The sequence below is a fragment of the Pseudomonas taetrolens genome (genome assembly GCF_900475285.1).
Taxonomy (GTDB): Bacteria; Pseudomonadota; Gammaproteobacteria; order Pseudomonadales; family Pseudomonadaceae; genus Aquipseudomonas; species Aquipseudomonas taetrolens.
Window position 1 is genome coordinate 2026779 of record NZ_LS483370.1, and the last position, 21846, is coordinate 2048624.

Here is a 21846-nt window from a genome sequence, read left to right on the forward strand (position 1 = left end):
AGCGATATTTTCATGACTGCATCGCAAGCATTGATATTTCCTGAGCAGGCGCAGAGTGGGCAATGGATTGCTGTAGGGACGCTGGCCGAACTGTTCGGCCAGGAAGAATGTGCAGGTGTCCAGATCAGTGGCCGCAAGGTGGGCCTGTTCAAGGTCAACGGCGAGGTGTTTGCCATTGATGATATTTGCACCCATGGCAACGCGCTGCTAAGCGACGGTGATCTGGACGGTTATGAAATCGAATGTCCGCTGCATGCGGGAGCTTTCGACCTGCGCAGTGGCAAGGCGCTGTGCAGTCCGCTGTTGAAAAACACCCGGTGCCATTCGGTAAAAATCGAAGACGATTGCGTGTTCGTCCAGCTTGCAAGCCCGGAGGCCTGATCGATGACGACTCAGTACCGTCCCAAGATTGCCGTCATCGGTACCGGCGGCACGTTCGCCATGCAGGCCCGAGATCTGTTCGATTGGGTGGAATACAGCGAAAGTGGCGTGGTCTTGCCGATTGATCATCTGCTTGAGCAGCTGGGGGAAGTGGCCCCTCATATCGAGTGCATCCCGGTGCCGTTCCGGGCGTTGGGCAGTACGGCAATTACCCCGGTTGACTGGCTGGAACTGGCGCGCCTGATCGAGCGCACCGCAAGCGAGCGTCCGGATATCGAAGGGTTCGTCATCACCCATGGCACGGCCACCATGGAGGAGACGGCTTACTTCCTCGACCTGGCCCTGGACCTTGATGCGGGGCTGGTATTGACCGGTGCCCAGCGTCCGGTCAATACCGCCGGCAGTGATGTGCTGGCCAATCTGCGCGCCGCTCTGGCCGTGGCGACCAGTGCCCAAGCCAAAGAGTGCGGTGCACTGGTGGTCATGGATAACAAGGCTTACGCCGCCCGGGATGTGAGCAAGGGTTCGAGCTTTGATCTCAATGCATTCGAGGCCATTCCTTACGGGCCGCTGGCGCAGGTGGGCGCCCTGGCTCAGGTGCATTGGCGACGCAGTTTGCCTGTGAATGGTTGGCATGCACGTTTTCAATTTGAAGGCGTGAGCACGCTGGCGCGGGTTGATATTGCCACCTCTTATGCGGGGGGAGATGGCGTGGTCATTGATGCACTGGTTGCTGCGGGCAGTCGGGCGATCATCAGTGCCGGGCTGGCCCCTGGCCGCCCGGCGTCAGGCGAGGTGGCGGCGATCAGGCGAGCAACCGCCGCCGGGGTCATCGTGGTTCAGGCGACCCGGGCGCAGCGCGGGATTGTCCCGGAACAGGCGTTTCTCCTGCGCGACGGTGTTCTCGCGGGGGGGGATCTGAGTCCGCACAAGTTGCGCATATTGCTGATGCTGGCTTTGACCCAGGGGCTTTCGGGGTCGCAGTTGCAGGATTGCATTCTCATGGCGTAGCGACGGCATCTCGTCACGGCACAACACAACAATAAATACAGCGTATGGGTGCCCGGTCACGGGCGCCGATGGTTTTCCTTGGTCTGCCGCTCAGTGAATGGATGCGTGTCTCCAGGCGCGTGTCCGGTTGCCGGTCGTCCCGGCGTTAATAGAGATTGGATAATAATAATGAACCGACCTTGCTTTGCCGCACCTTTGCTGTTTTCCATCGGTACTTCTCTGGCCAACTACGCCCTGGCGGGCTTTGTCGAAGACAGCAAAGCCAGTGTGGAGCTGCGCAACTTCTACTTGAATCGTGATTTTCGCCAGGGCAACGCACCACAGTCCAGGACCGACGAATGGGCGCAGGGTGTTACGGGGCGGCTGGTCTCGGGTTTTACCGAAGGCACTGTGGGCTTCGGTGTCGATGCGCTGGGGCAACTGGGTATCAAGCTTGACTCCAGCCCGGACCGGCGGGGTTCGGGGTTGCTGCCTGCTGGCGATAGCGGGCGGGCCGCCGACAGTTACAGCAAGTTGGGGCTGACGGCCAAGGCGCGTGTCGGCAAGACCGTGTTGAATCTCGGGACGCTGCAACCGACGCTACCGGTGGTGATGTACAACGACACGCGGTTGCTGGGCTCGTCATTTCGTGGTGGTGTGTTGAATTCGCAGGACATCCAGGGTCTGTCGTTCAATGCGGGGCGATTGACCCGGGCCAGCCTGCGTGACGCCTCCAGCACTGAAGATATCGGCTATGGCGCGGCATCCAGCGATCACTTCGATTTTGCCGGTGCCAATTATGCGCTGACTCCGCAGTTGGGCCTGAGTTATTACGGCGCGAGCCTGCAGGACATTTACCGCCAGCAATTCGTAGGCCTGACACACCGTTGGCCATTGGCTGAAGGTGTCGTGTTGAAAAGCGATATTCGTTATTTTGATAGCCGTGACGAAGGTCGCAAGCTGGCCGGTCGCATCGATAACCGTAACTTCAACGGGATGATTGGCCTGGAATACAAGGCCCATCGATTGACCACCGCCTGGCAGTATTTGTCGGGGGATGGTGATTTTCCGTTCCTCAACGGTGCTGAACCCTTTGTGGCCAACCTGGTGACCTATAACCTGTTTACCCGTGCGCAAGAGGATTCATGGCAACTGCGTTACGACTATGACTTCGCCGCTTGGGGTGTGCCCGGCCTGACGTTCATGACGCGTTATGTGGATGGGCGCAACGTCAAGACTGCAACCGTTAAGGACGGGCGTGAGTGGGAGCGAGACACCGATCTGGCCTACGTTGTGCAGGAGGGCCCATTGAAAGGTGTGAGCATACGCTGGCGCAACGTCACCTTTCGTTCGGGCGACGGTCTGACCACCGATGTCGATGAGAATCGATTGATTGTCGGGTACACCCTGGCGCTCTGGTAGTCAGCGCGAGGGTTATTGACCTTCGGGGGCCCTGGCGGTCTCCGGAGGTTTTTCTGTTTTCAAGCGTGTGCAATCCACTCTCTATAAAAGGAAAGTCCCGTGAACCCAGGAATCGGTACTTTGGCGCGTATAGGCCAGCTCTATCCATCGGGTGGCCTCTGCGACCATGAACCTCAATTGATGGCCCCCGAGGGGGTACGCTTTGTCACGACCCGCGTGCCGTTTCGGCAAACGTCCCTAGAGGCTGATCGCAAGTTTGCCGAAGGGTTGGAGGGGCACGCGCAGCTGCTCGTCGATGCCGGTGTCGACTTGCTGGCCATCAATTGCACTGCTGCGACCTTGCTGGCCGGGCCCGAGCGTTTACGCAAACGCCTGTTCGATGCGACGGGACTCAACAGTGTGACCACTATCGAGGCTGTTGTTGCGGGTTGTCGGGCGCAGGGCATGCACCGCATCGGTTTGTTGACGCCTTACCCGCAGGAAGTGATTGACGTCGAGCGCGAGTATTTTGCCGGTCTTGGCATTGAGGTGGTCAGTGCGTTGGGCCAGCCTTGCACCACCCCGGTGGAACAGGGCAGCTTGCCGTCAGCGGTCTGGCTGGAGTTGGCCCAAGGATTTCGCGGCATGGCGCTGGATGGTGTGTTGATCAGCTGTGCGGGGATTCAGGTGGCCGAGGTGCTGGCGACTATCGAAGCGCAGCTGAATTTGCCGGTGGTCAGCAGTAATCAGGCGCTGGTGTGGATGTGCTTGCAACAGTTGCGTATCGAACCTCAGGTGCAGGGCTTTGGTTCATTGTTCTCAAAGACTCTTGCTGGTCTTGCGTAAGGTTTGACGCTGCGGCTCACCGGCAAGCGCAGGCTCGCCGGTGAGTCGCAGGCATTATCTTTCGTGGGCTGGAGCGGGCGTCATGACGATCGCGATGGCTGCAGCAATGGCCGCCGCTGCAAAGACCATAAAATTCCAGTAGCTCTCGAGCTGAAGCCCGGCAACGAAACCGCCGAGAATCGGCCCGCCCATGGCGCCGAAACGTCCGATGCCGACCGCCCAGCCTGTCGCTGACGCACGTGCGTGAGGTGCGTAGTAGTTGGCGATATAACCCAGTTGGACCAGGGCGACGGCCACGCTGCCAAAGCCCGCGCAGGCGACCAGTACGTAGTTCATCATGAGAGAGTTTTTCAGCGACAGCGCGGCAATGGCGCAGGCTCCGAAGGTAAATCCGAGAGCGAGCGTGCGCCGTGCGCCAAAGCGATCGGCAATCCGTCCTATGACGATGCCTCCGAGAGCTGCGGCCAGGTTGAAAATGGCGAAAAACATGAGTGCCGATCCCAGATCGTAGCCGTTGTGGCGCATATACTGCGGCAGCCATGTGCCAAGCCCGTAAACCACCATGACAGCTGTGCATTGGGCTATCCACAGGCACAGCGTGCCTCGGCGGTTTCGTCTGGAAAACACTTCGGCAAGGATTTCCCGGAAGGCGGACTGTTGAGCCGGGCCCTTGGTGGCGGGGGCTGCAGGCAGTTGGTTGATGCCCAGTCGTGCAGCAAGTTTTTGGGCCTGGCGGATGCGCTTTTTCGCCACCAGAAACTCGAGAGATTCAGGTAGCCACAGCAGCATGACCGGAATCAGCAGCAGTGCGATGGCGCCTGCTCCGACCACTGCACGCCAGCCATGTTCCGGCATGAATGTCATGCCGACCCAGGCCGAAAGCAGGGCGCCGAGCGGATAGCCGGAGTACATGAGGGCGAAGTTCAGGTTGCGCCGGTGCGGTGGCGAGTACTCGATCGTCAAGGCGGCGGCTACCGGGATAACGCCCCCCAGTCCCAGTCCGCCAATGCCTCTGACCAGCGAGAAAATCTGCGGGGTAGGGGCCCAGGCCGCAGCCAGCATCGAGCCCGAGAACAGCGCGATGCAGAGGATGATCAGGGGCTTGCGCCCGATGATGTCGCTCCAGGGGCTGATGAAGTAGGCGCCAATCAGGGTGCCGAACAGTGCGGAGCTGCTCATGGCGCCGATTTCCAGCGGCGTTAGATTCCATTGAGGATCGCTAAGCAAGGCTGGCACGATGGTGCCCATGACGCCGATGTCATAACCCTCCGACAGAATGGCGGCCCAGCACAGGCCTAATACCAGAAGCATGGTGGGAAGAGGGGGGTGGACTGCCGCCCCGGCATGGCTCGTCTCAGTAATGTGCACGTATTTATCCTTTGGGTAATGTTCTTATTAGGCAAGGCTTAGCCAGTTCCCTAATACAGGGTGGCTAAAAAAATACTATGATCGTTATTGATGAGTTTTGGTTATCAATCCTGAATTAATAATCCAGTGCTCATTAGCTATTATTGTTTTTTTGTCATCTGCAGAGACGTTAAAAGAATACATCATTCGTTTTTGCGGCGTCAGCCCCTGCATTGAAAAAAGCAGATGAAATCGCTCGGCGGTCGGTCTTCCTTTTCGGGTGCATCAAACGGGCCGGGAGACGCGGATTTGTGCGGGGGGTAGCCGCCGTGTGCGGTGTCTGCTAGTGACGATGTGCGAGCGACCTGCGGAAGTGCCCGGTGCACGTTTATAAAGCACGGTGTCTGGCGCTGCGCACCAGTCAGAGGCGAGAGGGGGGGCTGGGATCTTCTCACTTCACGTTGCCGCTAAACCCGCGGGCAGCCTAGAACGCTGCCCAGAGCCTCGTTTTGTCCATGGGCTGAGCCGCTGGGTGATGGCCTGGCACAAAGGCTGCATAGCCTCAGTGTCCACCTGAAACTCATTCGAGTGGACAGCCCCCTCGATCAACGACGATCGATTGGCCGCACAGGTCGTGGGCAATACCGGTGGATCAGGCATAGACGTCTGGTGTTATCACCGCAAAAGAACAGGCAAAGACGCCTGGAACCGAAAGGTTCCAGGCGTTTTTTTTTTGCTTTATGAACCGTGATGGGCTGGGATGGGTGCTGCTTATGAATTCCAATGTTGCCGCGTTGAACACATTGCAAACACTGATCGTGATTGGCAATGGCATGGTCGGACACCATTGCGTCGAACAGTTGATCGAGCGCGGAGCGCTGGGTCGCTATCGGTTGCACGTGTTCAGTGAGGAGCCGATGCGCGCCTATGACCGCGTGCATCTTTCCGAGTATTTTTCGGGACGTGATGCCGAGTCGCTGGCGCTGTCTGACGCGTCGCTCTACCAGACACCCGGTGTCACGCTGCATTTGGGGGTGCCGGTACTGGAAATCGACCGCGTGGGTCGTCAGGTGATCACTGCGCAGGGCCGCGTCGCATACGACAAATTGGTCCTGGCCACCGGGTCCTTCCCGTTTGTGCCGCCAATCGAAGGGGCCGAAGGCAACTCGCGTCTGGTGTATCGCACCCTGGAAGACCTCGACGCTATTCGTGGTGCAGCGCTCAATGCCCGGCGCGGTGTGGTGGTCGGCGGTGGCTTGTTGGGGCTCGAGGCAGCCAATGCCTTGAAAAGCCTGGGCCTTGAAGCTCATGTCGTGGAGTTTGCCCCGCGCCTGATGCCCGTGCAGCTGGACGACCTGGGGGGCCTTGCGCTGAAGTCGCAAATCGAAAGGCTGGGTGTCGGTGTGCACCTGTCCTGCGCCACGCAATCGATCAGTGCAGGCGAGGATTACCGCTATCGGATGAACTTTGCCAATGAGGCGTTCCTTGAAACCGACCTGATCGTGTTCTCGGCCGGTATCCGGGCGCAGGATGCGCTGGCTCGCCATTGCGCGCTGGAGATCGGCCCTCGCGGCGGTGTGGTGGTTGACGACCAGTGCCTGAGCAGCGACCCGGACATTTATGCCATTGGCGAGTGCGCCTCGTGGAAGGGCAGCCTGTTTGGTCTGGTCGCGCCGGGGTATCAGATGGCTCGTGGTGTGGCCGCACAGTTGTGCCACGAAACCGCCGAGCCGTTCATGGGTGCGGACATGTCGACCAAGCTTAAACTGCTGGGGGTCGATGTCGGTTCTATCGGTGATGCGCATGCCCTGACACCCGGCGCGCGCAGTTACCAATTCATTGACGAAGCGAGCGCCAGTTACCGACGGCTGGTGGTGGACGGCAGCGGCAAGCACGTCCTGGGGGCGGTGCTGGTCGGCGACAACAGTTATTACGACACGTTGTTGCAGTACATGCAGAACGCCATTGCGTTGCCGTCCGAGCCGGCCGGCCTGATTCTGCCGTCATCCGAAGGGGCTCCGACCCTGGGGCCAGGGGCGTTGCCCGAGGCTGCGACGGTGTGCTCGTGTCATAACGTGACCAAGGGCGCGATCTGCTCGGCCATCGACGGTGGTTGCACCGACCTCGGCCTGCTCAAGTCGCAGACCAAGGCCTGCACCGGTTGCGGCGGTTGTGCCGGCCTGCTCAAGCAAGTTTTCGAGCATGAACTGGTTGCCCGCGGCGTCAGTGTCGACAAGAGCCTGTGCGAACACTTTGCCTATACCCGACAGGAACTGTACGGGCTGGTGCGGGTGGAAGGTGTGATCACGTTCGAAGAACTGTTGGCCAGACACGGTCGCGGCCACACCGGTTGCGATATCTGCAAGCCGGCCGTGGGTTCGATCCTTGCTTCGTGCTGGAACCAGCCAATCATGGACGCATCGCTGGTGCCGCTGCAGGACACCAACGATACGTTCATGGCCAACATGCAGAAAAACGGGACCTACTCAGTGGTGCCCCGCATCCCCGGCGGTGAAATCACGGCTGACAAACTGATTGCGATCGGGGTGGTGGCGAAGAAATACGACCTCTACACCAAAATTACCGGGGGGCAGCGAATTGACCTGTTCGGCGCTCAGTTGCATGAGCTGCCCGACATTTGGGGCGAGCTGATAGCGGCCGGTTTTGAAACAGGACACGCATACGGCAAATCGACCCGGACGGTGAAGTCCTGTGTCGGCAGCACCTGGTGCCGGTATGGCGTACAGGACAGCGTGAAAATGGCCTTGCTTATCGAGGACCGCTACAAGGGGCTGCGTGCGCCGCACAAGCTCAAGTTCGCCGTGTCCGGTTGCACCCGCGAATGCGCCGAGGCGCAAAGCAAGGACGTGGGCGTGATCGCCACCGAGAAGGGCTGGAACCTCTACATCGCCGGTAACGGCGGTATGCGCCCGCGCCATGCCGAGCTGTTCGCCACCGACCTGGACGATGAAACCCTGATCCGTTACATCGACCGTTTTCTGATGTTCTACATCCGCACCGCCGACAAGTTGCAACGCACCTCGGTCTGGCGTGAAAGCCTGGAGGGTGGCCTGGAATATCTCAAGGATGTGGTCATCAGCGACAGCCTCGGGTTGGCCGATGAACTCGAATCGCAGATGCAACTGGTGGTCAACCGCTACGAGTGTGAATGGGCCAACGCGCTCAAAGACCCGGAAAAGCTCAAGCGCTTCCGTACCTTCGTCAACGACAAGCGTCCGGATCCGGACATCCACTTCGTTCAAGAGCGGGGCCAACGGCGCCCGATCATGGCAGCAGAACTTCATCTTATTCCGGTCATCGAGGAGGTCACCCAATGAATCCGTCCAGTACCCAACGCAGCGACGCCCTGGCAAGCACCGATGCCTGGCGCGTGGTGTGCGAGCAGCAGGATCTGGTGTGCAACTCCGGTGTGGTGGTGTGGCACGACGGCGCACAAGTAGCGCTGTTCTATCTACCGGGGGCCGAGGGCAAGACCCTTTATGCGATCGACAATCATGACCCGCAATCCGGAGCCAATGTCATCGGTCGCGGGCTGGTGGGCAGTATCAAGGGCGATCTGGTGGTGGCTTCGCCGATCTACAAACAGCATTTCCGTCTTGAAAACGGCACTTGCCTGGAGTATCCGCGACAACGACTGCGGGTATGGCCTGTGCGCCTGCGTGAGGGGATGGTGGAAGTCGGTCGAGGTTGATTATGATCCTTTCGGACACATCGTCATGTACGCATTGACTGGTTCCAGGAGACGGTTATGAAAACAGCTGCACAGTTGCTCAAGCTAAAAGACCTGCAAAACCAGCAGGTGCATAGCATCGCACCAGATGCCATGGTGATGGAGGCCCTGAAGATCATGGCCGACAAGAACGTAGGTGCGCTGGCGGTGATTGAAAACACGCAGGTCATTGGCGTCATCAGCGAGCGCGACTATGCACGCAAGGTCGTCTTGCAGGGGCGCTCTTCAGTGGGAACACCGGTCAGGGCCATCATGAGTTCGCCGGTGGTGACAGCCGACAGCCAGCAGAGCGTCGAGCGCTGTATGGAGGTCATGACTGACAGTCATTTGCGTCACCTGCCAGTTGTGCAAGACGGCAAGCTGATTGGTCTGCTGTCGATTGGCGACCTGGTCAAGGAAGCCCTCGTTGAGCAAGCCCAATTGATTCGCCAGCTTGAACATTACATTCGCGGGGACTGACGGGTACGTGTGCGCCCGGGAGAGGCGCCCGATGTCGGGCATCGGGCGCCAGGGCGGTGGCCTGGATCAGAGAGTACTGCGCTTGAAGGCCTGGCGGAACGTGTGAAGCAGCGGTTCGGTATAACCATTGGGTTGCGCGATGCCTTCAAATACGAGGGCACAGGCAGCCTGGAAGGCCAGCGATTTTCCGAAGTCCGCGGCCATGGGTGTGTAGAGCGGATCGTCAGCATTTTGCGTGTCAACGATACGTGCCATGCGTTGCAGTATTTCGAGGGTCTGCTCCTTGCTGATCACCCCGTGTTGCAGCCAGTTGGCCATGTGCTGGCTCGAAATGCGCAGGGTCGCGCGATCTTCCATCAACCCCACGTTGTGGATGTCGGGCACTTTCGAACAGCCGATGCCTTGTTCAACCCAGCGCACCACATAGCCCAATAAGCCTTGCGCATTGTTTTCCACCTCCTGGCGTATGTCGTCTGCTGACCAGGGGGCGTCCGTCACGACGGGCACGCTGAGCAAGTCATCCAGCAGTTCCTGACTGATCGCGTGGGTGCAGGTATGTTCAAGGGATTGTTGCACCGAGCGCACGTTGACCTGATGGTAATGCAGCGCATGCAAGGTCGCGGCGGTCGGCGAGGGCACCCACGCCGTGTTCGCGCCGGCTTCAGGGTGGGCGATTTTCTGTGCCAGCATGTCGGCCATGCGGTCCGGCATGGCCCACATGCCTTTGCCGATCTGAGCCCGGCCCCGCAGGTTGCAGTCCAGCCCGACCAGTACGTTGTTGCGCTCATAGGCCTTGATCCACGGCGTGTTTTTCATGTCGCCCTTGCGCAACATGGGGCCCGCGGTCATGGCGCTGTGCATCTCATCCCCGGTACGGTCGAGGAACCCGGTGTTGATGAATGCGACCCGGGAGGACGCGGCTGCAATACAAGCCTTGAGGTTGACGCTGGTGCGCCGCTCTTCGTCCATGATGCCCATTTTCAGGGTGTGGCGTTCGAGCTGGAGCAGGTCTTCGATACGGCTGAACAGCTGTTCGGCAAAGGCCACTTCGGCGGGGCCATGCATTTTCGGCTTGACGATGTAGACGCTGCCGGTCCGGGAGTTGCCGCGGCGTTGCAGGTCATGCAAGGCAATCAGGCTGGTGATGACACCGTCGAGGATACCTTCCGCAATCTCCAGGCCGTCCTGGTCGAGCACGGCCGGGTTGGTCATCAGGTGCCCGACGTTACGGATGAACAGCAATGAGCGTCCGTGCAGCGTCAATGCCGCGCCCTCGGCGGTCGTGTAGAGACGGTCCGGGTTCAGGCGGCGGGTGATGGTCTTGCCGTTTTTTTCCAGGTCTTCTTGCAGGTTGCCCTTCATCAGGCCCAGCCAGTTGCGGTAGACCTGCACCTTATCGTCGGCATCGACCGCCGCCACCGAGTCTTCGCAATCGATGATGGTCGAAAGCGCGGCCTCCAGCAGCAGGTCCTTGACCCCGGCAGCGTCGACCTGGCCGATCGGGCTCCGCCGGTCGATCTGGATTTCCACGTGCAGGTCGTTGTTCTTCAGCAGAATGGCCACGGGGTCGGCGAGCGGGCCCTGAAAGCCGATGTACTGGGCAGCGTTGCTCAGGCCGGTCTGGCTGCCATCGTTCAGAGTGGCCTGCAGCAAGCCGTTTTCGACCCGGTAGCGGGCGACTGCGGCATGGGAGCCACTGGCCAGGGGGAACGTTTGGTCGAGGAAGGCCCGGGCAAAGGCGATGACTTTCGCCCCGCGCACGGGATCGTAGCCGCGGCCTGGCGCTGCGCCGTCGTCATAAGGGATCACGTCGGTGCCGTAGAGCGCATCGTACAGTGATCCCCAGCGGGCATTGGCGGCATTCAGTGCGTAACGCGCATTGACGGCCGGGACAACCAGTTGCGGTCCGGCCTGCAGGCTGATTTCCGTGTCGACGTTGGTCGTGCTGACCTTGACGTCTTGAGGCTGGGCTTGCAGGTAACCGATACCGCTGAGGAAGTCGCGATAGGCCGGCATGTCCTTGACAGGCCCGGGGTGGGCGCGGTGCCAGGTGTCCAGCGCGGTCTGCAGGCGATCCCGTTCGGCCAGCAGCGCGCGGTTGTGTGGTGCCAGTTCATGCACCAGGGCGGCGAACCCGCTCCAGAATGCGTGCGGGGCCAGGCCGGTGCCTGGCAACACGTCCTGCTCAACGAAACGGTGCAGGACGGGCGCAATCTTGAGGCCTTGGCAGTTCACGAAATCGGTCACGTTTGTATCTCCATCACACAGTATTGATCGGGCATGCTCGCCCGGTTCAGTTCAGGCATTGCGCCCCGGCTTTGGCCACCTGCGCATCCTGATCGCCCTTGACCCCGGATACCCCGACTGCACCGATGACCTGGCCATCGACAATAATCGGTACGCCCCCTTCCAGAGACGTGAGCAACGGAGCTGACAGAAACGCGTAGCGCCCGGCGTTGACCATCTCTTCATAGCCTTTGGATTCACGTCGGCCCAAGGCCGAGGTGCGGGCTTTTTCGGTGGCGATATAGGCACCGATCGGCGGGCAACCGTCGAGGCGTTCGAGTGCCAGCGGATGCCCACCGTCGTCGACGATCGCGATGCTCACGGCCCATTGGTTGCTCTGCGCTTCAGTGCGGGCAGCGATGAGGATTTTGCTGACTTCAGCCTGGCTCAGTACGGGTTTGGTTTTCATGGGGATCTCCAGTGTCGGGTTAAGGTAAGGCGGCGTCGATCAGTTCGATCCAGTGCCTGACAGAGGTGCGGCCCGCACCGTCGAGGTGGGACTGGCAGCCGATATTGGCCGTGACAATGACATCGGGGTGGCCGCTTTCCAGGGCGTTGAGCTTGTTGTCGCGCAGTTGTCGGGACAGCTCGGGCTGGGTCAATGAATAGGTGCCCGCCGAGCCACAACACAGATGACTGTCGGGTACGGGCGTGAGGCTGAAGCCCAGGCGGGTCAGGACCGTCTCGACGGTTCCTCCGAGCTTTTGCGCATGCTGCAAGGTGCAGGGGCAATGGAAGGCCAGGCGTTGGTCGCTGTGCACGCCGAGCTGTTCCAGAGGCTCGTCACGCAGGATCTCCACCAGGTCCTTGGCCAGGGCGCTGACCTTGCGCGCTTTTTCGGCATAGTCCGGGTCAGCGCTGAGCAGGTGCCCGTACTCTTTGATGAACGCACCGCAACCGCTGGCGGTTTGCACGATCGCTTCGGCTCCGTTCTCAAGGCTCGGCCACCAGGCGTCGATGTTGCGTCGGGCACGATCGAGGCCGGCAGCCTGGGCGTCGAGGTGATAATCCACGGCGCCGCAGCATCCGGCCTCGCAGGCCGCTGTCACGCTGATCCCCAAGCGATCCAGGACGCGAGCCGCCGCCGCGTTGGTATTGGGTGACAGGCTCGGCTGCACGCAGCCTTCGAGCATCAGCACCTGGCGTTCATGGCGGGTGACGGGGCGCGGCCTGGCAGGCTCGATCCGTCGCGGCAACTTGGCCTGCAAGGGGGCGGGCAACAGCGCGCGCAATGCCTGGCCGCTGTTGAGCAGTACTTTGAAGCGCCCCGGGTTGGGCACGACGTTGCGCAACCCTTCGCGCAACAGGCGTTGCCCGGCAGGGCGCGGCACGGCGGCGTCGACCACGGCGCGGCCGATGTCCAGCAAGTTATGGTAGTCGACGCCCGAAGGGCAGGTGGTTTCGCAGTTGCGGCAGGACAGGCAGCGATCCAGGTGTTGCTGGGTCTTTTGCGTGACTTCGTTGCCTTCCAGCACCTGTTTGATCAGGTAGATGCGTCCGCGTGGGCCATCCAGTTCATCGCCAAGCAGTTGATAGGTCGGGCAGGTGGCATTGCAGAAGCCGCAATGCACACAGCTGCGCAGGATGCTTTCGGCTTCTTCGGCCCGGGGCAGTTGGCGGGCGTGTTCGCTCAAGGTGGTCTGCATGGGTCAAAGCTCCGGGTACAGGCGGCCGGGGTTGAAGATGCCCCGGGGGTCGAGCTGCTGCTTCAGGCTGCGGTGGTAGCGCAGCAGTGTCTCTGGCAGCGGCTGAAACGGGCTGTCGCACAGGCCATGGCTGTAGCAGGTCACATGCCCGCCGACCGCATTGACGATTGCGCGGATGAACGACGCATCTGCGTCGGATTTGAGCCAGCGTTGTGCGCCGCCCCAATCGATCAGTTGCCTGCCGGGCAGGGACAAGCCAGGGGTGTTGTTGGGCACGGACACACGCCAGATCGGTTGGTCCTCATCGAAAAACCGCAAGCGCTGCTCGTTGAGGTCTGTCCAGTACGAAGCTTCCAGCAGCTCTCCACCCAGCCGGTCATGGGCAGCTGCCACTGAGCCTTCGCCGCCCTCAAGCCGCAGGTGCAGACGCTCTCCGTCATGGCAGGCGGCGCTGATCGGCAGCGGTTGCTGACCCCATTGCGCCAACCGCAGCAAGGCCCGGTCGCTGTCCATTTCCAGGCTGATGCTCAGGCATTGCCGGGGCTTGGGCAGCACCTTGAGTGATACCTCGGTGATCACCCCGAGGGCACCGTAGCTGCCGGCCATCAGGCGCGACAGGTCATAGCCGGCGACGTTTTTCATGACTTCGCCGCCGAAGCGCAAATGCTTGCCATGGCCGGTGATCACTCGGGTGCCGAGCACGAAGTCCCGGACCGAACCGGCCCACGGGCGGCGTGGTCCCGACAGCCCGCTGGCGATCATGCCGCCTACCGTGGCGTCGTCGCCGAAGGAGGGCGGCTCGCAGGGCAGCATTTGTTGCGCCTGGTCCAGTGCCTCGGCCAGCTCGGACAGGGGCGTGCCGCAGCGGGCGGTGATCACCAGTTCAGTCGGGTCGTAGCTGACGATGCCCCGGTGCGAGCGGGTGTCGAGCACTTCGCCGGCGACAATGCGCCCCAGGAAGGCCTTGCTGTTGGAGCCCTGGATGCGCAGCGGCGTGGCGTTTTGCAGCGCCTGGCTGACTTGCTCCAGCAGTGCTGCGCTGTCATCCATATCGTGTTCACTGCGCATCAGAAACGCTCCAGCTCAGGGAAGGGCATCTGCCCCAGATGAACGTGCATGGCGCCGAATTCGGCGCAGCGGTGCAGCGTCGGAATATTCTTGCCGGGGTTGAGCAGACCGCTCGGATCGAAGGCGGCCTTCACCGCATGGAACAGGGTCAGCTCATCGCTGTTGAACTGGGCGCACATCTGATTGATCTTCTCGCGGCCCACACCGTGCTCACCGGTAATACTGCCGCCGACCTTCACGCACAATTCAAGGATCTTGCCGCCCAGGGCCTCGGCGCGGTCGAGCTCGCCCGGTTGATTGGCATCGAACAGAATCAGCGGGTGCATGTTGCCGTCGCCGGCGTGAAAAACGTTGGCCACCCGCAAGTCGTACTCGGCCGACAACGCCGAGATGGCGTGCAGCACGCCGGGCAGTTCGCGGCGCGGGATCGTCCCGTCCATGCAGTAGTAATCCGGAGAAAGACGGCCCACCGCCGGGAAGGCATTCTTGCGCCCGGCCCAGAAGCGCACCCGTTCGGCTTCATCCCTGGCCTGGCGTACTTCGGTGGCCCCGGCCTGCTCCAGAACCTGGCGCACGCGGTTGCAGTCGTCGTGGACGTCGGCTTCAACCCCATCGAGTTCGCAGAGCAGAATCGCTTCGGCATCCACCGGGTACCCGGCATGGATAAAGTCCTCGGCGGCGCGGATGGCCAGGTTGTCCATCATTTCCAGTCCGCCCGGGATGATGCCGGCGGCAATGATGTCGCCCACGGCGCGCCCGGCCTTTTCAACGCAATCGAAGGCGGCCAGCAGCACTTTAGCGGTTTGTGGTTTGGGCAGCAGCTTGACCGTGACTTCGGTAATGACTCCGAGCATGCCTTCGGAGCCGGTGAACAAGGCCAGCAGATCGAAGCCGGGCGAGTCGAGGCTGTTCGAACCCAGGCTCAGGTGCTCGCCTTCAACGGTGAGGATGTCGACCTTGAGCAGATTGTGCACGGTCAGCCCGTATTTCAGGCAATGCACGCCCCCGGCATTTTCGGCCACGTTGCCGCCGATGGAGCAGGCAATCTGTGAAGAAGGGTCGGGGGCGTAATACAGACCGAACGGTGCTGCCGCCTGGGAGATCGCCAGATTGCGCACCCCCGGCTGGACCCGTGCGGTACGGGCGTCGGGATCGATATGGAGGATGTGGTTGAAGCGCGCCATGACCAGCAGGACGCCTTTTTCCAGGGGCAATGCTCCGCCGGACAAACCGGTACCGGCACCGCGGGCGACCACCGGGACCTGCAGCTCATGGCAAATTTGCAGTATGCCTTGTACTTCGTCGAGGTGACGTGGCAGCACCACCAGCATGGGCGTCGTACGGTAGGCGGAAAGTCCGTCGCACTCGTACGGTTTGAGTTCTTCACGCTGGTGCAGAACTTCCAGGTCCGGCAATCGTGTTTGCAATGTCTGGAGCAGTACGCGCCTGTCGACATCAGGCAACACACCGTCGACGCGTTCATCGTAGAGGATGTTCATAGGCGGTTCACGGCACTCGGTTGTTTTTATTAGAGGTCTGCTATCCGGATAACGCTCGCTGCATGATTGGCCCGGGGCGCTCTGCTGTCTATGTGCAGCCGGGCTGGTCGAACCAGTTCTTTATGTTCAGTTTTTCTTTGTTTATAAAAAAAACCTTGTAAAGCATCAGCTTGGAGCTGCGTTTGAATGGGTCTGATTTTTATCGTGCCGCTGGTCATACCAGTTGTGGGAGCGATGGTCGACACGGGGGCGAAGTGATCTGTCGCGGTGTGTCACGTGTGACGCAGCTGTCGCGCCGGATGCGACACCTGTCGCACGCTGACGCAGTCTCGGGTTTTGGCTGCAAGCCACGTATCACAAGGGCAGCAGCGGGTATTTAAGCGCTGGCATGGGGTTTGCTCTGTTCCAGTGGCGAGCGCAATGGCTTCGCTACTAATAAGAATCAGGAGTCTCCCATGTCACAGATTGGCCTTGCCGTGCCTCTGGTTTCCCGGACCGCGCCTCTGGGCGTCCCCCTTAAAGCCCTATGGGTCGCATTGGCCCTCTCCCTGAGCAGTGCGCCGGCCTGGGCGCAGGACATGCCGGCCAACGTCGATGGTCAGCGCATCATTGCCGCCGATAAAGAGCCCGGTAACTGGATGAGTACCGGTCGCACCTACGACGAACAGCGTTATAGCCCGCTGAAGAACATCAGCGACCAGAACGTCGATCAGCTCGGGTTGGCATGGAGCTACAAGCTCGACCTGGACCGCGGCGTTGAAGCCACGCCCATCGTGGTCGACGGCGTCATGTACACCACCGGGCCCTTTTCGGTGGTCTACGCGCTGGACGCGCGTGACGGCAAGTTGATCTGGAAATATGACCCCCAGTCTGACCGCAACCGTGCGGGTGAGGCCTGCTGCGATGCGGTGAACCGTGGCGTGGCGGTGTGGAAGGGCAAGGTGTATGTCGGGGTCCTGGATGGCCGTCTGGAAGCCATTGATGCCAAGACCGGCCAGCGTGTCTGGTCGGTGGACACCCGGTCCGACCACACACGCAGCTACACCATCACCGGTGCGCCGCGGGTGGTCAACGGCAAGGTGGTGATCGGCAACGGCGGTGCCGAGTTTGGCGTGCGCGGTTATGTGACGGCCTATGACGCTGAAACCGGCAAGCAGGCCTGGCGCTTTTACACGGTGCCGGGCGACCCCAAGCTGCCACCTGAAAACAAGGCCATGGCCATTGCCGCCAAGACCTGGCACGGCGATGCGTTCGTCGAGCAGGGCGGTGGCGGCACCGCCTGGGACTCCTTCGCCTTCGACCCGGACTTGAACCTGCTGTACATCGGCGTGGGCAACGGCTCGATGTGGGATCCGAAGTGGCGTAGCCAGGCCAAGGGCGACAACCTGTTCCTGTCCTCGATTGTCGCGGTCAATGCCGACACGGGTGAATACGTCTGGCACTACCAGACCACACCGGGCGATGCCTGGGACTACACCGCCACCCAACACATGATCCTCGCCGAGCTGCCGATTGACGGCAAGCCACGCAAGGTGCTGATGCAGGCGCCGAAGAACGGATTCTTCTACGTGATCGACCGGGCCACGGGCGAGTTGCTGTCGGCCAAGGGCATCGTGCCGCAGAGCTGGACCAAAGGCATGGACATGAAAACCGGGCGCCCGATCGTGGATGACGAAAACGCCGCCTACTGGAAGGACGGCAAGCGCAAGTTGGTCACCCCGGCGTTCTGGGGCGCCCACGACTGGCAGCCGATGTCTTACAACCCGAATACCGGGCTGGTGTATATCCCGGCGCACATCATGTCGGCCTATTACGAACACATTCCCGAGGCACCGAAGCGCAATCCGTTCAAGAGCATGTACCAACTGGGCGTGCGCACCGGGATGATGCCTGAGCATGCAGAAGGGCTGCTGGAAATGGCCAAAGGCTGGACGGGCAAGCTGATTGCCTGGGACCCGGTCAAGCAGCAACCTGCCTGGGAAGTGCCCTACGTCACTATTTTCAACGGTGGCACGCTGAGCACGGCCGGCAACCTGGTGTTTGAAGGCAGTGCCGACGGCCGGGTCATCGCTTATGCGGCGGACACCGGAAAGAAACTCTGGGAGCAACCGGCGGCCAGCGGTGTCATGGCTGCACCGATTACCTACAGCGTCGACGGTGAGCAATACGTCACCTTCATGGCAGGCTGGGGCGGTGCCTTTTCGACCTTTGCCGGCGCCTTGTCGCAGCGGGCCGGGGTACAGCCTTTTTCTCAGGTGCTGACCTACAAACTGGGGGGGACCGCCCGGCTTAACGAGCCCGCACCGCCCGCCGATACTCCGAAACCCCCACCGCTGAGCGCTGACACCGCCGCAGTGGAAGCCGGTGCGAAGCTTTATGACGGCTACTGCTCGCAGTGTCACGGGATCCATGCCGTCAGCGGTGGTGTGCTGCCGGACCTGCGCAAGCTCACGGAAGAAAAACACCAGATGTTCCTCGGCATTCTCTATGGCGGCCGGGTGCCCGATGGCATGCCGTCGTTTGCTGACGCCTTCACCCCGGAGCAGGTGGATCAGGTCCATCAATACCTGATCAAACGTAGCCACGACCTGCAGCAGGAAGGTGGTGTCTGGAAAACCTTCAGCGCCCAGCAATAGCCCGCAAAGCAGAGGTCCGGGTGGCCTCTGCCTTTTTTTTCGACACTGTCTGCGAGAGAACACACATGACTGAGCTGATCGATTACCAGAACTTCATTGCCAACGCTTTTGTTGCCAGCGAGCAGCACATTGAGGTGCGCAACCCGGCCAATGCCCGGTTGCTGGCCCGCGTGCCCCAGGCCAGCGAGGAACAGGTCGAAGCGGCCATCACCGCAGCGCGCCGGGCGCAAAAGGGCTGGGCGGCGCGCCCGGCCATCGAGCGTGCCGGTTACCTGCGCAAGATCGCCACCAAGGTCCGTGACAACGCCGAACACCTTGCGCATATCATCACCGCCGAGCAAGGCAAGGTGCTGAGCCTTGCGCGGGTGGAGGTGAACTTCACCGCCGATTACCTGGACTACATGGCCGAATGGGCTCGCCGTCTTGAAGGGGAGGTACTGACCAGCGATAGGGTCGGCGAGAGTATCTTCCTGCTGCGCAAACCGCTGGGGGTGGTCGCCGGCATTCTGCCGTGGAACTTCCCGTTTTTCCTGATCGCTCGCAAGATGGCGCCGGCTCTGATCACCGGCAACACCATCGTGATCAAGCCCAGCGAAGAAACCCCGATCAACTGTTTCGAGTTCGCCCGACTGGTGGCCGAAACCGATCTGCCGACCGGGGTGTTCAACGTTGTCAGCGGCACGGGGGCGACGGTTGGACACACGCTGACGAGCCATGCCGGTATCGATTTGATCAGCTTCACCGGCAGCGTGGGCACCGGTTCCCGGATCATGGCGGCAGCGGCGCCGAACATCACCAAACTCAACCTGGAACTGGGTGGCAAGGCCCCGGCCATCGTGCTGGCGGACGCGGACCTGGAACTGGCGGTCAAGGCGATCACGGCTTCTCGGGTCATCAATACCGGGCAAGTGTGCAACTGCGCAGAGCGGGTGTATGTCGAGCGCAAGGTGGCCGAGCCGTTTATCGAGCGGATTGCCGCGTCGATGGCGGCGACCCGTTATGGCGACCCGTTGGCCGAGGCCGACCTGGACATGGGGCCGCTGATCAACCAGGCCGCGTTGAATAAAGTGGAGCAGATGGTCAAGACCGCCAGCGCACAGGGCGCTCAAGTGGTGACGGGCGGGGCGGTGGCCGACAAGGGGCAGGGGTTCCACTATCAACCTACGGTATTGGCCGGGTGTGACAGCAACATGGCGATCATGCGCGAAGAAATATTTGGTCCGGTGCTGCCGATCCAGATTGTCGACGACCTGGAGGAAGCCATCGCCCTGGCCAACGACAGCGAGTACGGCCTGACCTCATCGATCTATACCCGCAGCCTGAGTGCGGCCATGCGCGCCAGTAATGGTCTGGACTTCGGTGAAACGTATATCAACCGAGAGAACTTCGAGGCGATGCAGGGTTTCCATGCGGGGACGCGCAAGTCCGGCATCGGTGGGGCTGACGGCAAACACGGCTTGTACGAATACACCCACACGCATGTGGTGTACATCCAGATTTGAGGGATGGCCTGAGGTAAAAAATGCCGGCTACCATCATGGGCGCCGGCATTTTTCATGGGCGAAGGTGTGTGTCAGGGTTGGTTGTTAGGCGGGATAACGCCCTGTTTTTTCATCTTGCGGTACAGGGTTGAGCGCGAGATGCCCAGATCCGTTGCGGCGGCGCTGATGTTCCAGCGGTGCCGACGCAGCGTCGCATGCAATCGCCGGGCTTCGTCGTCGCTCAGTTGCTCGCTCAGGCTGCCAGCCCATGGCCTGTCGGTGCTCGGCAAGGAGGCTGGCGGGGGCGCCAGCACTTCTGCTGGCAGGCACTCCAGATCGATGACCCCACCTTCAGCCAGGGCCACGGCATACCGCAGGCAGTTCAGCAGTTGGCGGATATTGCCGGGCCATGGGTGATCCAGCAGGTACTGGCGGGCCTCGGGGGCCAGTCGCACGCCTTGGGCATCTTGTTGAACGGCGAGCAGGCGGTCGATCAACTCGGCGCGGTCACTGCGTTCACGCAAGGCCGGGAGCGTCAGGTTCATGCCTGCCAGGCGGTAGAACAGGTCTTCGCGAAAGTGTTTCTCGCGGACCATGGTGTGCAGGTCCTGGTGGGTCGCGGCGACCACCTGAACATCCAGAGCGACGGGCACCTCGGCGCCCAGCGGGGAAATTTCACGCTCCGCCAGCACCCGCAGCAGACGGGTCTGCAGGTGGGCCGGCATGTCGCCGATTTCGTCGAGAAACAAGGTGCCGCCGTTTGCCAGCTCCAGCTTGCCTTTCATGCCTTTCTTGCTGGCGCCGGTGAAGCTGCCTGCGCGGTAGCCGAAGAGTTCGCTTTCGATCAGCGTTTCGGGGATTGCCGCGCAGTTCAAGGCAATAAAGGGCGCGTCGCGCCGGCTGCTGGCATGGTGAATGGCACGGGCGAAGGCTTCCTTGCCGGTACCTGTCTCGCCGGTGATGAGTATCGTAATGCCTTTGTCGATCACCTTGCGCACGTGGCGCACGCTCTGTTGCAGCCGGACGTCCGCGCCGGCGAGTTGTTGCAGATCCGGGTGGGCAAGGGGGGCCGGCCGTGCCACCACGGGCGGGGGCTGGCGGTGCTGTTCGGAGGGAATTCGTAGGCCGACGTCCAGCAAGGCTTCGTCATGCAGGGCACGCAGTCGCACGCCTCGCGCGCCGCCCTGAGTGAGCCGGAGCAACTCACTCACCGTGACCGGCAGCAGGCTGTCGATGGGCAGTCCTACCAGCGTTTGCCGGGCCGCGTGGTTCATGGCAACAAACGCGGCGCGGTTGGCGCCGATGACACGTCCGCCTTCATCCAGTGCGAGCAGTTGTTCATTGGCCAGGTCGGCGATGTCATCGATGGGCTTGAGGGACAGCGTCAGACGATCGCGGTAGCTCTGGCGAAAATGCGCGTTCTCGATCAGCCGGGCGTAGAGGATGACCAGTTGCAGCGTCAGGTACTGGCTTTCCCGGGGGCCATCGCTGTTCAGGCAGGTGGCATTCAGGCAGCCACGCAACAGGCCCTGGGCATCAAAGATCGGCGCCACCGAGCAGCTCAGGCGGAAGTTGGACGTCAGGAAGTGTTCTTCACGGTGGATGATCAGCGGCTGAGCTGCCGCCAGGGTGGTGCCGATCCCGTTGGTGCCGACCAGTGACTCGTCCCAGCGGGCGCCGATCACCAGCCCTGAGCGGGTGTAGTCATCGGGCTGGCTGGGCAGTCGAGAGTCGAGGGTAATACCGTGCTCGTCACTGAGCAGCACGGCGAAACCGGCTGGCGCCACGCGCTTGGCCAGGCCGCTGACACCCTGGCTGGCGATGGCGAGGTAGTGTTGATGTTGCTGCTGATGACGGCGGATATCCTCGGCGCTGAGGATGTTCTCGCGGCTGGCGGCACCAGGATCGAGGCGATGCTCCACAACGCTGCGGTACCAGGACTGGGCGATCACCCCGTCCGGACTGATGCCGCGTCCGGAAAAATGGTCGTTGACGAATGCCGCGAGCTCGCCGGGTGTGGTCTGGGCGCTGGGCCGGGTCATGGAGTGCTCCCAT

Annotated in this window: 16 protein-coding genes; 9 read left to right on the forward strand and 7 right to left on the reverse strand. The window is 61.4% G+C overall.

The window, feature by feature from the left end; genetic code table 11:
* Positions 1 to 12: 12 nt before the first annotated feature.
* The 4 genes from DQN55_RS09445 to DQN55_RS09460 all read left to right on the forward strand — a co-directional run bounded on the left by DQN55_RS09445 (position 13) and on the right by DQN55_RS09460 (position 3618).
* Complete coding sequence (locus DQN55_RS09445; protein ID WP_048380516.1) at positions 13 to 381, forward strand: non-heme iron oxygenase ferredoxin subunit; 369 nt, start codon at positions 13 to 15, stop codon at positions 379 to 381.
* A gap of 3 nt (positions 382 to 384) precedes the next feature.
* Positions 385 to 1392 (forward strand): asparaginase, encoded by a 1008-nt coding sequence (locus DQN55_RS09450; protein WP_048380514.1) that lies wholly within the window; start codon positions 385 to 387, stop codon positions 1390 to 1392.
* Between the two features lie 168 nt (positions 1393 to 1560).
* Positions 1561 to 2793, forward strand: a complete 1233-nt coding sequence (locus tag DQN55_RS09455) for an OprD family porin (RefSeq protein WP_048380512.1) — start codon at positions 1561 to 1563, stop codon at positions 2791 to 2793.
* Between the two features lie 99 nt (positions 2794 to 2892).
* A complete protein-coding gene (locus DQN55_RS09460) occupies positions 2893 to 3618 on the forward strand; it encodes a maleate cis-trans isomerase family protein (RefSeq protein WP_048380510.1) in 726 nt (241 codons plus the stop codon).
* A gap of 54 nt (positions 3619 to 3672) precedes the next feature.
* Here the strand turns inward: DQN55_RS09460 and DQN55_RS09465 are convergent, their stop codons facing one another.
* Entirely contained in the window at positions 3673 to 4986 is a 1314-nt protein-coding gene (locus tag DQN55_RS09465) for an MFS transporter (RefSeq protein ID WP_088500016.1), read from the reverse strand.
* A 752-nt stretch (positions 4987 to 5738) separates the two neighbouring features.
* Between DQN55_RS09465 and nirB the strand changes: the two genes are divergently transcribed.
* Genes nirB through DQN55_RS09480 form a run of 3 tightly spaced genes read left to right on the forward strand, consistent with a single transcriptional unit; the run spans position 5739 to position 9175 of the window.
* Positions 5739 to 8303 (forward strand): nitrite reductase large subunit NirB, encoded by a 2565-nt coding sequence (gene nirB / locus DQN55_RS09470; protein ID WP_048380689.1) that lies wholly within the window; start codon positions 5739 to 5741, stop codon positions 8301 to 8303.
* A complete protein-coding gene (gene nirD, locus DQN55_RS09475) occupies positions 8300 to 8677 on the forward strand; it encodes a nitrite reductase small subunit NirD (RefSeq protein ID WP_048380506.1) in 378 nt (125 codons plus the stop codon). Before nirB ends, nirD begins: the two co-directional genes overlap by 4 nt.
* Positions 8678 to 8734: 57 nt before the next feature.
* Positions 8735 to 9175 carry a CBS domain-containing protein gene (locus DQN55_RS09480; RefSeq protein WP_048380505.1) on the forward strand — a complete coding sequence of 147 codons (441 nt, stop codon included), beginning with the start codon at positions 8735 to 8737 and terminating at the stop codon, positions 9173 to 9175.
* A 66-nt stretch (positions 9176 to 9241) separates the two neighbouring features.
* On the opposite strand, the gene DQN55_RS09485 is transcribed toward DQN55_RS09480, so the two are convergent.
* From DQN55_RS09485 to glcD, 5 genes are read right to left on the reverse strand one after another with little or no spacing between them, the layout of a single operon-like run.
* Positions 9242 to 11422: a malate synthase G gene (locus DQN55_RS09485; protein ID WP_048380503.1), complete on the reverse strand. Its 2181-nt coding sequence runs from the start codon at positions 11420 to 11422 to the stop codon at positions 9242 to 9244.
* Between the two features lie 46 nt (positions 11423 to 11468).
* Complete coding sequence (locus tag DQN55_RS09490; protein ID WP_048380500.1) at positions 11469 to 11870, reverse strand: heme-binding protein; 402 nt, start codon at positions 11868 to 11870, stop codon at positions 11469 to 11471.
* Between the two features lie 19 nt (positions 11871 to 11889).
* Positions 11890 to 13107, reverse strand: coding sequence for a glycolate oxidase subunit GlcF (glcF, locus tag DQN55_RS09495; protein WP_048380499.1), 1218 nt, complete (start codon positions 13105 to 13107; stop codon positions 11890 to 11892).
* 3 nt (positions 13108 to 13110) lie between these two features.
* Positions 13111 to 14175, reverse strand: coding sequence for a glycolate oxidase subunit GlcE (gene glcE, locus DQN55_RS09500; RefSeq protein WP_048380497.1), 1065 nt, complete (start codon positions 14173 to 14175; stop codon positions 13111 to 13113).
* The gene (glcD, locus tag DQN55_RS09505) at positions 14175 to 15674 is read right to left on the reverse strand and encodes a glycolate oxidase subunit GlcD (RefSeq protein ID WP_048380495.1); all 1500 of its coding nucleotides are present in this window, start codon (positions 15672 to 15674) and stop codon (positions 14175 to 14177) included. The genes glcE and glcD overlap by 1 nt, the downstream gene beginning before the upstream one ends.
* Positions 15675 to 16129: 455 nt before the next feature.
* Between glcD and DQN55_RS09510 the strand changes: the two genes are divergently transcribed.
* The gene (locus tag DQN55_RS09510) at positions 16130 to 18310 is read left to right on the forward strand and encodes a PQQ-dependent dehydrogenase, methanol/ethanol family (protein WP_048380494.1); all 2181 of its coding nucleotides are present in this window, start codon (positions 16130 to 16132) and stop codon (positions 18308 to 18310) included.
* A gap of 65 nt (positions 18311 to 18375) precedes the next feature.
* Positions 18376 to 19812, forward strand: a complete 1437-nt coding sequence (gene aldA, locus DQN55_RS09515) for an aldehyde dehydrogenase (RefSeq protein ID WP_048380492.1) — start codon at positions 18376 to 18378, stop codon at positions 19810 to 19812.
* Between the two features lie 71 nt (positions 19813 to 19883).
* Here aldA and DQN55_RS09520 read toward each other — a convergent pair whose 3' ends face one another.
* On the reverse strand, positions 19884 to 21833 hold the full coding sequence (locus DQN55_RS09520) for a sigma-54-dependent Fis family transcriptional regulator (RefSeq protein WP_048380491.1): 1950 nt from the start codon (positions 21831 to 21833) through the stop codon (positions 19884 to 19886).
* Positions 21834 to 21846 lie beyond the last annotated feature (13 nt).

Coding starts and splice junctions, on each gene's coding strand:
- glcE (WP_048380497.1), bottom strand. CDS start 14,175: ATGCGCAGTGAACACGATATGGATGACAGCGCAGCACTGCTGGAGCAA.
- DQN55_RS09455 (WP_048380512.1), top strand. CDS start 1,561: ATGAACCGACCTTGCTTTGCCGCACCTTTGCTGTTTTCCATCGGTACT.
- DQN55_RS09450 (WP_048380514.1), top strand. CDS start 385: ATGACGACTCAGTACCGTCCCAAGATTGCCGTCATCGGTACCGGCGGC.
- DQN55_RS09480 (WP_048380505.1), top strand. CDS start 8,735: ATGAAAACAGCTGCACAGTTGCTCAAGCTAAAAGACCTGCAAAACCAG.
- DQN55_RS09490 (WP_048380500.1), bottom strand. CDS start 11,870: ATGAAAACCAAACCCGTACTGAGCCAGGCTGAAGTCAGCAAAATCCTC.
- DQN55_RS09510 (WP_048380494.1), top strand. CDS start 16,130: ATGTCACAGATTGGCCTTGCCGTGCCTCTGGTTTCCCGGACCGCGCCT.
- DQN55_RS09520 (WP_048380491.1), bottom strand. CDS start 21,833: ATGACCCGGCCCAGCGCCCAGACCACACCCGGCGAGCTCGCGGCATTC.
- DQN55_RS09445 (WP_048380516.1), top strand. CDS start 13: ATGACTGCATCGCAAGCATTGATATTTCCTGAGCAGGCGCAGAGTGGG.
- glcD (WP_048380495.1), bottom strand. CDS start 15,674: ATGAACATCCTCTACGATGAACGCGTCGACGGTGTGTTGCCTGATGTC.
- nirB (WP_048380689.1), top strand. CDS start 5,739: ATGAATTCCAATGTTGCCGCGTTGAACACATTGCAAACACTGATCGTG.
- nirD (WP_048380506.1), top strand. CDS start 8,300: ATGAATCCGTCCAGTACCCAACGCAGCGACGCCCTGGCAAGCACCGAT.
- glcF (WP_048380499.1), bottom strand. CDS start 13,107: ATGCAGACCACCTTGAGCGAACACGCCCGCCAACTGCCCCGGGCCGAA.
- aldA (WP_048380492.1), top strand. CDS start 18,376: ATGACTGAGCTGATCGATTACCAGAACTTCATTGCCAACGCTTTTGTT.